12 protein-coding genes and 2 tRNA genes are annotated in these 13,748 nt (G+C 57.9%); 13 read left to right on the top strand and 1 reads right to left on the bottom strand.

The genetic code is table 11. The features are described from left to right. Positions 1–331 precede the first annotated feature (331 nt). The 11 genes from AC27HQ_RS05420 (at position 332) to AC27HQ_RS05370 (ending at position 8,537) form a co-directional block, all read left to right on the top strand. Positions 332–408: transfer RNA gene (locus tag AC27HQ_RS05420), tRNA-Val, on the top strand. Positions 409–590: 182 nt separating this feature from the next. Further along, a complete protein-coding gene (gene thrS, locus AC27HQ_RS05415; RefSeq protein WP_487155056.1) occupies positions 591–2,516 on the top strand; it encodes a threonine--tRNA ligase in 1,926 nt (641 codons plus the stop codon). Then, on the top strand, positions 2,513–3,064 hold the full coding sequence (gene infC, locus AC27HQ_RS05410) for a translation initiation factor IF-3 (protein ID WP_487155319.1): 552 nt from the start codon (positions 2,513–2,515) through the stop codon (positions 3,062–3,064). Before thrS ends, infC begins: the two co-directional genes overlap by 4 nt. A 60-nt stretch (positions 3,065–3,124) precedes the next feature. Further along, positions 3,125–3,319 (top strand): 50S ribosomal protein L35, encoded by a 195-nt coding sequence (gene rpmI / locus AC27HQ_RS05405; RefSeq protein WP_304641279.1) that lies wholly within the window; start codon positions 3,125–3,127, stop codon positions 3,317–3,319. A gap of 23 nt (positions 3,320–3,342) precedes the next feature. Next, positions 3,343–3,699, top strand: a complete 357-nt coding sequence (gene rplT, locus AC27HQ_RS05400) for a 50S ribosomal protein L20 (protein WP_487155055.1) — start codon at positions 3,343–3,345, stop codon at positions 3,697–3,699. Between the two features lie 104 nt (positions 3,700–3,803). Continuing rightward, positions 3,804–4,808 carry a phenylalanine--tRNA ligase subunit alpha gene (gene pheS, locus AC27HQ_RS05395; RefSeq protein ID WP_487155053.1) on the top strand — a complete coding sequence of 335 codons (1,005 nt, stop codon included), beginning with the start codon at positions 3,804–3,806 and terminating at the stop codon, positions 4,806–4,808. A 39-nt stretch (positions 4,809–4,847) separates the two neighbouring features. Next, positions 4,848–7,229, top strand: a complete 2,382-nt coding sequence (pheT, locus tag AC27HQ_RS05390; protein ID WP_487155052.1) for a phenylalanine--tRNA ligase subunit beta — start codon at positions 4,848–4,850, stop codon at positions 7,227–7,229. 3 nt (positions 7,230–7,232) lie between these two features. Further along, positions 7,233–7,535 carry an integration host factor subunit alpha gene (ihfA, locus tag AC27HQ_RS05385; RefSeq protein WP_036992243.1) on the top strand — a complete coding sequence of 101 codons (303 nt, stop codon included), beginning with the start codon at positions 7,233–7,235 and terminating at the stop codon, positions 7,533–7,535. Beyond that, a complete protein-coding gene (locus tag AC27HQ_RS05380; protein WP_487155051.1) occupies positions 7,516–7,875 on the top strand; it encodes a MerR family transcriptional regulator in 360 nt (119 codons plus the stop codon). The genes ihfA and AC27HQ_RS05380 overlap by 20 nt, the downstream gene beginning before the upstream one ends. Positions 7,876–7,963: 88 nt before the next feature. Then, positions 7,964–8,040 (top strand) — tRNA-Pro (locus AC27HQ_RS05375). Positions 8,041–8,192: 152 nt separating this feature from the next. Beyond that, the gene (locus AC27HQ_RS05370) at positions 8,193–8,537 is read left to right on the top strand and encodes a YggL 50S ribosome-binding family protein (protein WP_487155050.1); all 345 of its coding nucleotides are present in this window, start codon (positions 8,193–8,195) and stop codon (positions 8,535–8,537) included. Between the two features lie 146 nt (positions 8,538–8,683). On the opposite strand, the gene AC27HQ_RS05365 is transcribed toward AC27HQ_RS05370, so the two are convergent. After that, positions 8,684–9,565 (bottom strand): LysR family transcriptional regulator, encoded by an 882-nt coding sequence (locus tag AC27HQ_RS05365; protein WP_487155049.1) that lies wholly within the window; start codon positions 9,563–9,565, stop codon positions 8,684–8,686. Positions 9,566–9,668: 103 nt separating this feature from the next. Between AC27HQ_RS05365 and AC27HQ_RS05360 the strand changes: the two genes are divergently transcribed. Beyond that, entirely contained in the window at positions 9,669–11,210 is a 1,542-nt protein-coding gene (locus AC27HQ_RS05360; protein ID WP_487155048.1) for an NADH-quinone oxidoreductase subunit L, read from the top strand. After that, positions 11,207–13,651 carry a YbcC family protein gene (locus AC27HQ_RS05355; protein WP_487155047.1) on the top strand — a complete coding sequence of 815 codons (2,445 nt, stop codon included), beginning with the start codon at positions 11,207–11,209 and terminating at the stop codon, positions 13,649–13,651. Before AC27HQ_RS05360 ends, AC27HQ_RS05355 begins: the two co-directional genes overlap by 4 nt. Positions 13,652–13,748: the final 97 nt, after the last annotated feature.

Here is a 13,748-nt window from a genome sequence, read left to right as displayed (position 1 = left end):
AAAGTATAACAGCCCGCTTCGGCGGCTCCAATGTATTGATACATTCGGGCACTCCTTGGCAATGCGACCTTGGCGTAATCAATGCGGCTATCACCCCCTGTCACAGGTGAAATCTTGCGCCTGATGTTCGCGAGCTGGCCGGCTCGGTGGCAAGCCTGGTTCTACAGTTACCGGTATCAGCAGACAGGTATTGGCCAAGAACACCAACGTGCCTACACGGGTCGATGCAGGTAAGTTGGTGTTCTTGGCCGTAATGCCTTTTTTATCCGCTTTTATCAGTAGCTTATGCTTGACAAGGTGCAGTGTGCTGCGTAAAGTTCGCGGCCATTGCAGGCACGTAGCTCAGTTGGTTAGAGCACCACCTTGACATGGTGGGGGTCGTTGGTTCGAATCCAATCGTGCCTACCAAATTGAAAGCCCGGTCCCTGGACCGGGCTTTTTACTTTCAGCGCCATTTGGGGCGCCTTTGCAGCAGCCTGAAGAGGGCGCCGGCAATCGTCAGCCGGTCTGAACTGCAGGAGCAGGCAATCCAATCGGACTTTTCCATCATGTGGCCTTGCGTAGCGGTCACCACTGAGAAGGAGCGGCATATGCCCACTATTACTCTTCCTGACGGCAGTCAGCGCAGTTTTGATCACCCTGTATCCGTTGCCGACGTAGCGGCCTCTATTGGCGCTGGTCTGGCCAAGGCAACCCTGGCTGGCAAGGTCGATGGTCGTCTGGTCGATGCCTGCGACATGATTGATACCGACGCCACGCTGCAGATCATCACGCCGAAGGACGAAGAGGGGCTGGAAATCATTCGCCACTCCTGTGCTCACCTGATTGGCCACGCCGTCAAACAGCTGTATCCGACCGCCAAAATGGTGATCGGGCCGGTGATTGACGATGGCTTCTATTACGATATCGCCTACGAACGCTCCTTTACTCCAGATGATATGGCGGCTATTGAAGCACGCATGCGCGAGCTGATCGCCACCGATTATGACGTGATCAAGAAGGTCACACCGCGCGATCAGGTGATCGAGGTGTTCCAGTCGCGCAGCGAGGATTACAAGCTGCGTCTGGTTGACGACATGCCCAATGAACAGGCCATGGGACTGTACTACCACGAAGAATATGTGGACATGTGCCGTGGTCCGCACGTGCCCAATACGCGCTTCCTGAAAGCCTTCCAACTGACCCGTATCTCCGGCGCTTATTGGCGTGGCGATGCCAAGAACGAGCAGTTGCAGCGTATTTATGGCACCGCCTGGGCGGATAAAAAGCAGCTGGCGGCCTATATCCAGCGTATCGAAGAGGCGGAAAAACGCGACCATCGCAAGATCGGCAAGCGTCTTGGCCTGTTCCACACCCAGGAAGAAGCGCCCGGCATGGTGTTCTGGCACCCCAATGGCTGGACCATCTATCAGGTGCTTGAGCAGTACATGCGCAACCTGCAGCGCGCCAGTGGCTATAAAGAGATCAAGACCCCGCAGGTGGTGGATCGTGTTCTTTGGGAGCGCTCCGGGCACTGGGAGCATTACTCCCACGCCATGTTCACCACCGAGTCGGAAAGCCGCGATTACGCCATCAAACCAATGAACTGTCCTTGCCACGTGCAGGTGTTCAATCAGGGCCTGAAGAGCTACCGCGAGCTGCCGCTGCGCCTTGCCGAGTTCGGTTCTTGCCACCGCAACGAGCCCTCCGGTTCGCTGCATGGCCTGATGCGCGTACGCGGTTTTACCCAGGATGACGCACACATTTTCTGTACCGATGAGCAGGTCGAGTCTGAGGCCTCCGACTTTATCGCGCTGACCCTGCAGGTTTACAGGGACTTCGGCTTTGATGATGTCGAGCTCAAGCTGTCGACTCGCCCGGAGAGCCGCGTGGGTGACGATGCGCTCTGGGATCAGGCCGAGAAGGGTCTGGAATCAGCGCTGAACAAGGCCGGTTTGAAGTGGGATCTGCAGCCGGGCGAGGGTGCCTTCTACGGCCCGAAGATCGAATTCTCCCTGCGCGACTGCCTGGGTCGTGTATGGCAGTGCGGTACTCTGCAGCTGGATTTCATGCTGCCAGGCCGCCTCGGCGCCCAATATGTGGCCGAAGATGGCTCTCGCAAGGCGCCGGTCATGTTGCACCGCGCCATTCTCGGTTCCTTTGAGCGCTTCATCGGTATTCTGATTGAACATTACGCAGGCGATTTCCCTGCCTGGTTGGCACCGACTCAGGCCGCCATCCTGAATATTACTGACAATCAGGCCGCTTTCTGCTCAGAAGTGGAGAAAAGCCTGAATGAAATGGGCTATCGGGCCACTGCGGACTTGAGAAACGAGAAAATTGGCTTTAAGATTCGCGAGCATACTTTGCACAAGACACCTTACCTGCTCGTAGTGGGCGATAGGGAAGTCGAATCGCACACTGTGGCCGTGCGCACGCGGGAGGGTAAAGATCTGGGAATCATGACGGTTACCGAGTTCTCCGAATTCCTTGCCCGCGCCGTTGCACAACGAGGCCGCCCGAATACGGAGCTATAAAGATTAAACGCGAGATGAGACAAGACAAAAGAACCGCCCAACGCCCGCCGATCAATGAAAACATCACCGCACGTGAAGTGCGTCTGATCGGTGCGGAAGGAGAACAAATCGGTATCGTGTCCATTCAGGAAGCGATGGCTGTAGCAGAAGAGGCCAAGCTCGACCTGGTTGAAATCTCTCCCGATGCAGAACCACCTGTTTGCCGCGTCATGGACTACGGCAAGCACATCTTCGAAAAGAAGAAGCAACAGGCTGCTGCACGCAAGAACCAGAAGATCATTCAGATCAAGGAAATCAAGTTTCGACCAGGGACGGAAGAAGGGGACTATCAGGTCAAGCTGCGTAACCTGATACGCTTCCTCAGTGACGGGGATAAAGCCAAGGTTTCATTGCGATTCCGCGGCCGCGAAATGGCCCATCAGGAGCTGGGGATGGAATTGTTGAAACGGGTCGAACAAGACCTGCTTGAATACGGTTCCGTCGAACAGCATCCGAAGATGGAAGGTCGTCAGCTGATGATGGTCATCGCACCCAAGAAGAAAAAGTAATCTCCAGGGCAACGCCAGGCCTTGCGATTATCTTATCCACTCTATTTGGAGTACATGAACATGGCAAAGATGAAAACCAAAAGCGGTGCCGCCAAGCGCTTTAAAGTGACTGGCAAGGGCATCAAACACAAGCACGCTTTCAAGAGCCACATCCTGACCAAGATGAGCACCAAGCGTAAGCGCCAACTGCGTGGCACTCAGCAGCTCAATGCTGCCGATGTCCAGAAAGTTGAACGCATGTTGCGTCTCCGTTAAGTCTAGGTTAGAGGATATAAAGAATGGCTCGTGTTAAGCGTGGTGTAATGGCGCGTAAGCGTCACAAGAAAATTCTGAAACTCGCCAAAGGCTACTACGGTGCGCGTTCGCGTGTATTCCGTGTTGCCAAGCAGGCGGTCATCAAGGCCGGTCAGTATGCCTATCGTGACCGCAAGCAGCGCAAGCGTCAGTTTCGTGCTCTGTGGATTGCCCGTATCAACGCCGGCGCCCGTCAGAATGGCATGTCTTACAGCCGTCTGATTGCTGGTCTGAAAAAGGCTTCCGTAGAAATCGACCGCAAGGTTCTGGCTGAACTGGCCGTGAACGAAAAAGCGGCGTTTACCGCGATTGTCGAAAAAGCAAAGGCTAGCCTGGCTTAAGCCCTCGTTACGACAATCACCGGAGCCTGGCTTCGGTTGGCAACGTCATTAATAGGGGAAGAGCCTCAACGCTCTTCCCCTATTTTTGTTTCTGGAGTGTGTAAATGGAAAACCTAGACGCCCTGGTCTCCCAGGCCCTTGAGGCCGTGCAACAGGCGACTGATGTCAATGCACTGGAACAGATCCGCGTGCATTACCTTGGCAAGAAGGGCGAGCTGACCCAGGTGATGAAAACCCTGGGCAATATTCCGGCCGAAGAACGTCCCAAAGTCGGCGCGCTGGTCAATGAGGCCAAGGAAACCGTCTCCAGCGTACTGAATGCGCGCAAGGCCGAGATGGATGCCGCGGCGCTCAACGACAAGCTGGCAGCCGAGCGTATCGATGTAACCCTGCCGGGCCGTGGCCAGCGCAGTGGTGGTCTGCATCCGGTGACCCGCACCATGGAGCGGATCGAACAGATTTTTGCCCACGTCGGTTATACCGTCGAGGAAGGTCCTGAAGTCGAGGACGACTACCACAACTTTGAAGCCCTCAACATTCCCGGCCATCATCCGGCCCGGGCGATGCATGACACCTTCTATTTCAATGCCAACACCCTGTTGCGCACCCATACCTCACCGGTTCAGGTACGCACCATGGAGAGCACGCAGCCGCCGATTCGGATCATTTGTCCGGGCCGTGTCTACCGCTGCGACTCGGATCAGACCCATTCGCCGATGTTCCACCAGGTTGAAGGGCTGCTGATTGACGAAAACGTCAGCTTTGCCGACCTCAAGGGCACCATCGAACAGTTTTTGCGCGAGTTTTTCGAGGCTGATCTGGAAGTGCGCTTCCGTCCCTCGTTCTTCCCCTTTACCGAGCCTTCTGCCGAGGTGGATATTCGCCGCACCGTGATCAAGAACGGTGAAGAGAAGGCCGACTGGCTGGAAGTGCTGGGCTGCGGCATGGTGCATCCCGATGTGCTGCGCATGTCCGGCATCGACCCCGAGAAATACCAGGGCTTTGCCTTTGGCATGGGCGTTGAGCGTCTGACCATGCTGCGCTATGGCGTTGGCGATCTGCGCATCTTCTTTGATAACGATCTGCGCTTTCTTGAGCAGTTTCGCTGAGTGTGCATCCGCCCATCCTATTGAAATCAGGAATCGATAATGAAATTCAGTGAACAGTGGCTGCGCACCTGGGTGAACCCCGCCGTCTCCCGTGACGAGCTGGTCGCGCGTCTGTCCATGACCGGACTTGAAGTTGACAGCGTGACCCCGGCCGCCGGCGTCTTCAGCGGCGTGGTGGTAGGCGAGATCGTCAGTGCCGAGCAACACCCGGATGCCGATAAGCTGCGCGTGTGCCAGGTCAGTAACGGCGGCGAGCAGTTTCAGGTGGTCTGTGGCGCCCCCAACGCGCGCCCTGGCATCAAGATCCCCTTTGCCATGGTCGGCGCCGAACTGGGCGACGACTTCAAGATCAAGAAGGCCAAACTGCGTGGCGTCGAATCCTTCGGTATGCTCTGTTCAGCCGCTGAGCTGAAACTGTCTGAAGATCATGATGGTCTGTTTGAGCTGCCCACAGATGCGCCTGTAGGCCAGAGCCTGCGCGAATACCTGGGTCTGGATGATGCCATCATTGAAGTGGATCTGACGCCCAACCGTGGCGACTGCCTGTCCATCGCCGGTCTGGCCCGCGAAGTCGCGGCCAATTACGCCGAGCAGCTGTGCCGCGTGGCCATTGAACCGGTCGCGGTCGTGCACCAGGACGTGCGACCGGTTGAGATTCTCGCGCCCCAGGCCTGTCCGCGTTACCTGGGCCGGGTGGTTCGTAACGTTGATCTGTCGCGCCCGACACCCCTGTGGATGGTCGAGCGTTTGCGCCGCAGTGACATTCGCAGCATCGACGCTGTGGTGGATATTACCAACTACGTCATGATTGAGCTGGGTCAGCCGCTGCATGCCTTCGATCTGGCCGAAATCAAAGGGGGTATTCGCGTACGCCTGGCCGAGGAGGGCGAGAAGCTGGTGCTGCTCGACGGTCAGGAGATCAGCCTGCGTGCCGACACCCTGGTCATCGCCGATCATCAGCGTCCGCTGGCCATGGCCGGGATTATGGGCGGCGAGCACAGTGGCGTCAGCACCGGCACCACCGACCTGTTTCTCGAAAGCGCCTTCTTCGATACCATCGCCATCGCTGGCAAGGCCCGTGGTTACGGGCTGCACACCGATTCCTCGCACCGCTTCGAGCGCGGCGTTGACTGGCAACTGCAGCGCGATGCCATGGAGCGCGCCACGGCCCTGATACTGCAAATTGTTGGCGGCGAAGCCGGCCCGATTGTCGAAGCGGTGGATCAGGCATCCCTGCCTACTCTCAAGCAGATCACCCTGCGCAGCGAGCGTATCAACCAGATGCTCGGCATGCAGATGAGTGATGCTGATGTTACCGGTTACCTGAGCGGTCTGGGTCTGCAGGTCAGTGCCGACGGTGCAGGCCAGTGGCAGGTCAATGTGCCCAGTCACCGCTTTGATATCAGTCTGGAAATCGACCTGATTGAAGAGCTGGCTCGTCTCTACGGTTACAACCGCCTGCCGGTCAGTGCGCCGACGGCAGCTCTGAACCTCACGGCCAAGCCGGAAACCCGTGGCGAACTGCCGGCGCTGCGCCGTCTGCTGGTTGCCCGTGGTTACCACGAGGCCATTACTTATAGCTTTGTCGAGCCGGGCCTTAACAAGCTGTTTGATCCGCAGGTAGAGCCGCTGGCTCTGGCCAACCCGATTTCATCGGATATGGCAGTCATGCGAACCACCCTGTGGGCTGGCCTGAGCAAGGCCGTGCAATACAACCAGAATCGTCAGCAAAGCCGTTTGCGTCTGTTTGAAAGTGGTCTGCGTTTTGTACCCCAGGCCGATGGCAGTCTGGTACAGCAGCCCATGCTGGCGGGTATCGCCTGTGGCAGCCGCTTGCCTGAGGGCTGGGCGAATGGCAGCGAGAAGCTCGATTTCCATGACCTCAAAGGCGATGTTGAAGCCTTGCTGGGGCAGGGCGGTGCACTGGCCAGCTTCTGTTTCGAGGCCGCCGAACATCCCGCGCTGCATCCAGGTCAAAGTGCATCGATTTCCCGTGATGGCCAACTGGTGGGCTGGATTGGTGCACTGCATCCGCGCCTGATCACTGATCTGGACCTGCAGGGTCCGGTCTTTGTCTTTGAGTTGCTGCTGGAACAGATTATTCACGGACGTTTGCCGAAATTCGCTGAATTGTCACGCTTTCCGGAAGTCAGGCGGGACATCGCTTTGTTGGTAGACAAGACGGTGCAGGCCGACGATCTGCTCACGGATATACGCAAGAATGCAGGCGATGCACTAAAATACCTCAGGTTGTTTGACGTTTATGAGGGTAAAGGTATTGATCCGCATAGAAAAAGTCTTGCAATCGGCTTGACCTTACAGCATTCATCACGCACTCTAACCGATGATGAGGTGAATGCTGTCATGGACAAGGTGCTGTCGTCCGTGGAACAAAGGTTCAATGCCACACTAAGGAAATAGCCTATGGGGGCTCTGACAAAAGCAGAAATGGCGGAACGTCTCTACGAGGAACTTGGCTTCAATAAACGTGAAGCCAAGGAGCTGGTAGAACTGTTTTTCGAAGAGATTCGCAACGCCCTGGAAAGCAACGAACAAGTCAAACTGTCGGGATTCGGCAATTTTGACCTGCGCGACAAGCGCCAGCGGCCGGGACGAAATCCCAAAACCGGCGAAGAAATCCCAATTACCGCACGGCGCGTGGTTACCTTCCGCCCCGGACAGAAACTGAAGGCCAGAGTAGAAGCCTATGCTGGAACCCAGCCATAACGACGAATTGCCGGCGATTCCCGGCAAACGCTACTTTACCATCGGTGAGGTAAGCGACCTGTGCGCGGTAAAACCGCATGTACTGCGCTATTGGGAGCAGGAATTTCCCCAGCTGTCCCCGGTAAAGCGTCGCGGTAACCGTCGTTATTATCAGCGCCAGGACGTGCTGATGATCCGTCAGATCCGCGCGTTGCTGTATGACCAGGGCTTCACCATCGGTGGTGCACGTCAGCGCCTGTCCGGTGACGAGGCCAAGGAAGACGTCACCCATTACAAGCAACTGATCCGTCAGACCATCGCCGAACTTGAAGAAGTTCTGCAGGTTCTGCGTACCAGCTGATCACCACTATCCCCGAAAAAAAACTTTCTCGTTTCAGATAGTTAATGTATTATGCGACCCGCTTAGGCAGACAAAGCCGAAGCATCGTCGGGGCGTAGCGCAGCCTGGTAGCGCACTTGCATGGGGTGCAAGGGGTCGAGTGTTCGAATCACTCCGTCCCGACCAATATTCAGTGATTCAGCCCAATGTTTACGCATTGGGCTTTTTCATTTCAGGGGTTCAGGTTTTCAGCAAAGAGGCGCACTGCGCCCTTTGTCATCTTGCTGACCTTCAAGCTTGCTAAGCTTCCTGCCAAAATCATCCAAAGAGGTATTGTCATGGCTACCAACCGTTCGCGTCGTTTGCGCAAAAAGCTCTGTGTTGATGAGTTTCAGGAACTGGGTTTTGAGCTGAAGCTGGATTTGAAAGAGGGCCTCAGCGTCGAGGAAATTGATAGCTTCCTTGATCAGTTCATCCTGCAGGCGCTTGAGGCCAACGGCCTGAACTATGTCGGCGGTGAAGATTTCGGTCTGGTCTGCCTGGGTGGCCGAGGCTCTGTGAGTGAAGAACAGCGTGCAGCAGTAGAAAGCTGGCTCAAGGGTCGTAGCGAACTGAGCAAGGTTGACGTCAGCCCGCTGGTTGATGCCTGGTATCCAGACAAACCGATTAATGCGGCTGTTTGACGCCAAGGCTAACGCAGTATTTCGCTTTACGTGACACTGTTCCTTCGTGTCCGGCACAGTGGTCCGGGTTATTTGCACAGGCGCAGCCCTGTGTAATGGCCGGACGCCGGACTAGGGGAACGCCCCTGACGTCCGTGCGGTGCCCCTCAGGTATCAGCCGGGGTGCTCAACAGCTCATCAATCAACTTCAGGTTCAGATGCCGTTGCAAGCTGACTGCATAGAACTGCTCCACAACCCCCGGAATCTCGGCATAAAGAGCCAGGCTACCGGACTGTAACTCATCCTGAACCACAACCATCGGCAGTAGCGCCATATCGCCTGAGTCACGCGCCAGCAGGCGCAGCATGGCCATGTCATCGACCTCGGCACAGATAGTCGGCGTCAGGCCCTGACTTTCGCAGAACAGGTCAAACTGACTGCGGATATCGCTGCTGCGTCCAGGCACAATCAAGCGGGCACCCGGCAGGTCACGGGCCAGATCAAAGGGTGTGCGGTCCTCTCTTGGCGGTCCTACCAGACACACCGATTGCCGATCCAGAACACGGCAGCGCCAACTGCGCATGGCATCGGTGCTCACGGCCCGGTTGGTCAGCACCACATCCAGTGTATGCAGGCTCAACCTATCCAACAGGTCATCGAGGCTGCCGGATTCCAGGGTGATATGCACATCCTTTCGCCCAAGAAAAGGCCGCAGCAGGTTTTCCTGAAAATTCCGCGAGAGTGTGGCTACCGCGCCAATACGCAATTTCTGTGTACTTTGTAACGCCCCTTTGAGCGTGGTTTGCAGCTCATTGCCCAGAGCAAAAATGCTGTCGGCATAGTCCAGCGTCAAGCGCCCGGCCTCGGTCAATATCAGGCTGCGGCCGCTGCGGATAAACAGGTCGTGCCCGAGTTGTTCTTCCAGAACGCGGATCTGCGTCGACAGGGCCGACTGGGATACGTGCAACGCCTCGGCGGCACGGGTCAGGTTGCCCTCCGTGGCGACCGCCCAGAAGTAATGCAGATGGTGAAAATTGAGCCGGCGCATAGTTTGTTCTCTAAAAAAGATCGTTACATTCTAAACAATCTATTTTTAATAAAAAGCCTGATGTTCGAGACTCACCTGGTCGAGCTTATCAGGAGTCTTGCTTATGCCCATGTCATTATCCGAACCCGCCGGCCTGTTGCCCTGGGTTTATCTGCTTGCCCTTATCCCGTTAGTACTCTGGGCCCGCTATCGAAACGCCAGTGATATATGGCTGCCTGCTGTTGTAGCGGGCTATGCCGGTATAGCCCTGGTGGCACTGGCGATTGTAGTGGCTGTGCTGGATGGTCAGCCGAACGACCGCCTGGGTCTGGTCATGGCGGCATTGATCAGCTTTCTGGCCCTGGTGATTATCAACTTCTCGCGCCGCTACCTGCAGGGTGAGTCCGGTCAGTTGCGCTACAGTCTGGCTTTGTTGGTTACCCTGGCGGCGGTCGCCGTGGTGGTCACCACAGACAGTCTCTACTGGCTGGTCGCGGCCTGGATTATCTCCAGTCTGAGCCTGCACCAGCTGCTGGTCTTTTACCGTCACAGAGTCACTGCGCAGGTGGTGGCGCACAAGAAGTTCCTGGTCAGCCGTCTGGCCGACCTGTGTCTGCTGGTGGCCACCGGTCTGTTGGTGCGGGCCAGTGGTGACAGCTCGATATCAGCCACGCTGGACTGGGTGGCCACGCAGATAGCGGAGCAGGGTGGTCTTGGCTGGGATGTGCAAATAGCCACGCTGCTGCTGGGCATGGCGGTCATTCTGAAGTCGGCACAACTGCCGTTTCATGGCTGGCTGATTCAGGTGATGGAAGCGCCCACGCCGGTATCGGCCCTGCTGCATGCCGGTCTGGTCAACCTCGGCGGTTTCATGGTCCTGCGCTTTGCACCGCTGTTCTCGGCAGTACCTTCGGCCCAGACCCTACTGGTGATTGTCGGTGGCACAACCGCCGTGCTGGCGGCACTGGTGATGATGACGCGCATCAGCATCAAGGTGCGTCTGGCCTGGTCAACCTGTGCGCAAATGGGCTTTATGCTGATGGAGTTGGGCCTCGGGCTCTACGAAGTGGCCCTGGTGCATTTGCTCGCCCACTCCCTGTACAAGGCCCACGCCTTCCTGGCCTCGGGTGACACCGTCAATCAAGCCGAACGGCATGCGCTGCAGCCGGCACAGCCTGCGGCCGGGTTGAAGCAGACCCTCTGGGCGCTGCCCCTGGCCGCCTTGGCTGTCCTGCTGTTGCATGGTTTGTGGACACTCTGGCAGCCACAGCATGCGCTGCCGCTGGTCGCCCTGGTGATTCTCACGGTCGGTCTGGCGCCCTGGTGTTTCCGGCTTGCTGGTGCGCTGCATGCCACCGCCATGCTGACCCTGTTGCTTGCCTTGTACCTGCTCTGGCACCAGGCCGCCGCCCTCATCCTGGGCGGCTATCCAACGCCGAGTGGATTCCAGAGTGGGCTGGCGGTGCTGGTGGTGCTGCTCTTTGTCGCCCTGTATGTGAGTCAGGCATGGATTACTGAACGGCCCGCCAGCGCCTTTGCCCGGCGTTTGTACCCCTGGGCCTACGCCGGTTTTTATCTGGACGAGTACCTGACCCGGGTCACGTTCCGCCTGTGGCCACCCGCCCGCAATGCCATCTCGACACAATCGAAGGGAGTAAAAGCATGAACATGATCGAACACCCTGTGGTAACGCATAGCCAGGCCCTGATGGATGCTGCCGAGCAGGTTTGCGCGCAGGTAGCACCTACCTGGCCACTGGATCGCATGATCGCCGTCAATCCCCTCTGGGAGCGGCGCTCACAGCCGTGGCATACGGTCGCCGAGCAGGTCTGGCGGCAGTCGGGTAGCCTGTTGACCTTTTCGCCAGCTGATTATCAAGAGGCCTGGGCATCCGGTCGCATTGCCGAACGTCACCTGAAGACAGCGCTGCAGCAGAGCAACCTTGACCTCAATCTGGCTGACCTGCACCAGCACTTGAACGACCCGTTGTCTGTAGGCCAGAGCCTGCCCTTGCTCGAAGACCTGGCCAGCGCCAAAGGCCATCTGCCGGTCTGGCGTGATCTGATTACCCATCAGATCGGCCAGTTCTGCGCGGCCTGGTTTGATAGCGAGCAGGCAGACTGGCACCTGAACGCCAAGGTGGGGCTCTACGCCGCCTGGCGTGACAGTCTGTTGCAGGATCACGGCCTGAGCGTACTCAGCGGCTGCCGGACCTTGCACCAGCGCGTGGCAGACTTGCCCTTGCAGCCCGCAGCGGTGCTGGCTCGCGCGGTAGATCAGTTGTCGGTGGATCAGTGGCATTGGGCCGACTGGTTTGATGCCCTTTTGCAACGCAGCCTGGGCTGGGCCTCCTGGTGTGCCTATCAGCGCTGGCAGGCCCGATTGCAGGGCGGTGATGAGGATAGCCTGATCGAGTTACTGGCTATCCGCACGGCCTGGCAGTTATTGGTTGATGATGGCGAGCGTGGCGACCAGAGTGCCTGGCATCAGTGGCAACACGCCTTTCTGGTCGGACTCAAGCGTGAGCCAGAAGCTAGCTGGCAGGCGTTGCAAGTCTGGCAGCGGGCCGACGAACTGGCCTGGCAGGAACAGCTGCAACAGCGCCTGAGTGCGGTAGATGCCGCAGCAAAACAGCCTCAGCCAGTGTTTGCCAAAGTCTACTTCTGCATCGATGTGCGCTCGGAAGTCGTGCGTCGGGCCATAGAGCATCATTCAACCGGTATTGAAACCGCGGGTTTTGCTGGCTTTTTTGGCTTGCCGATCGAGTACGCGCCGCTCGGTACCGATGCCGCGCGGCCGCAATTACCCGGCCTGCTGGCTGCGCAGATGCAGGTCAGTGACAGCAGCGGTGATGCCAGGATCGATCACAGCCTGGCCCAGAGGCGGGTCAAACGGCTCTCCAAGACTGGCCGTTGGCGCTTGTTTGAACGGCTGCCTGCGTCCACCTTTACCCTGGTTGAAACCTTGGGTCTGGGCTATGCGGCCAACTTGCTGGGTCATCAGTTCGGCCGCCATGCCCAGCCTGCGACTGCAGGATTAAGTCATACCGAGCAGGCCCAGTTGAGCCCGGTGCTGTTGGGTCTGACCGCTGAGCAAAAGACCGATCTGGCCGCCCGCATCCTGGCTGCCATGGGCCTGACCAGCGGTTTTCCGCCTCTACTGGTGCTGCTCGGGCATGGCAGTCAAAGTGCCAATAACCCCCAGGCCGCCGGTCTGGCCTGTGGCGCCTGCTGTGGGCAAAGTGGTGAAGTCAACGCCCGGCTGCTGGCCGCTGTGCTGAACGATCAAGCGGTAAGACAGGGTCTGGCAGCCAAAGGCATCAGTATTCCGGACAGCTGCCATGTGGTCGCAGGACTGCATAACACCACCACCGATGAGATCAGCCTGTTTGATCAGCAGCAACTACCGGCATCCTTGCATACGGAATGGCAGCAGCTGCGCCAGGTGTTGGACAACGCGGCCCATCAGGTGCGTGCCGAGCGGGCAGAAGCTCTGGGTCTGGCGGCACTGACCGTGCAGCCCGAAGCGCTGCTCAAAGCTCTGCGCAAACGCGCCGGCGACTGGGCGCAAACCCGGCCTGAGTGGGGGCTGGCCAACAATGCGGCCTTTATAGCCGCACCGCGTTGGCGGACTCAGGGCGTTGATCTGCAGGGCCGGGCCTTTCTGCATGACTATGATTGGCGTCAGGACAGCGATGGCAGCATTCTGGAACTGATCATGACCGCGCCCATGGTCGTTGCTAACTGGATCAACATGCAGTACCTGACCTCGACCACCGATAACCAGCGCTTCGGCAGTGGCAACAAGGTGCTGCATAACGTGGTCGGCGGGCGGATCGGCGTGTTTGAAGGCAACGGCGGCGACCTGCGTATCGGCCTGGCCAAACAGTCTGTGCATGACGGTCAGCGCTGGATGCACACGCCCTTGCGGCTGACCGTGGTCATTGATGCTCCGCGTGACATGATCGATGCGGTACTGGCGAAACATCAGGTCGTTCGTGAGCTGGTCGAGCATCAGTGGCTGTATCTGCAATGCATGGACAGCGACCATCCGGGCCTGTTGCTGCAACGCGGCGCTACCGACTGGGCGCCACTGCCGTTTAACTGACCCTGACAGGGCATGGCCACGGCTATGCCCTGTTTTAACCAGCAGAGCAGGGCGGGCAGATTGGTGTAAACTCGCTCGGCAAAACCTGTTACCGGGC

The sequence above is a fragment of the Halopseudomonas sp. 4NH20-0008 genome, from assembly GCF_057548395.1.
Note: the sequence above shows the minus strand (reverse complement) of the source record. Positions and strands in the feature narration are given on the sequence as shown.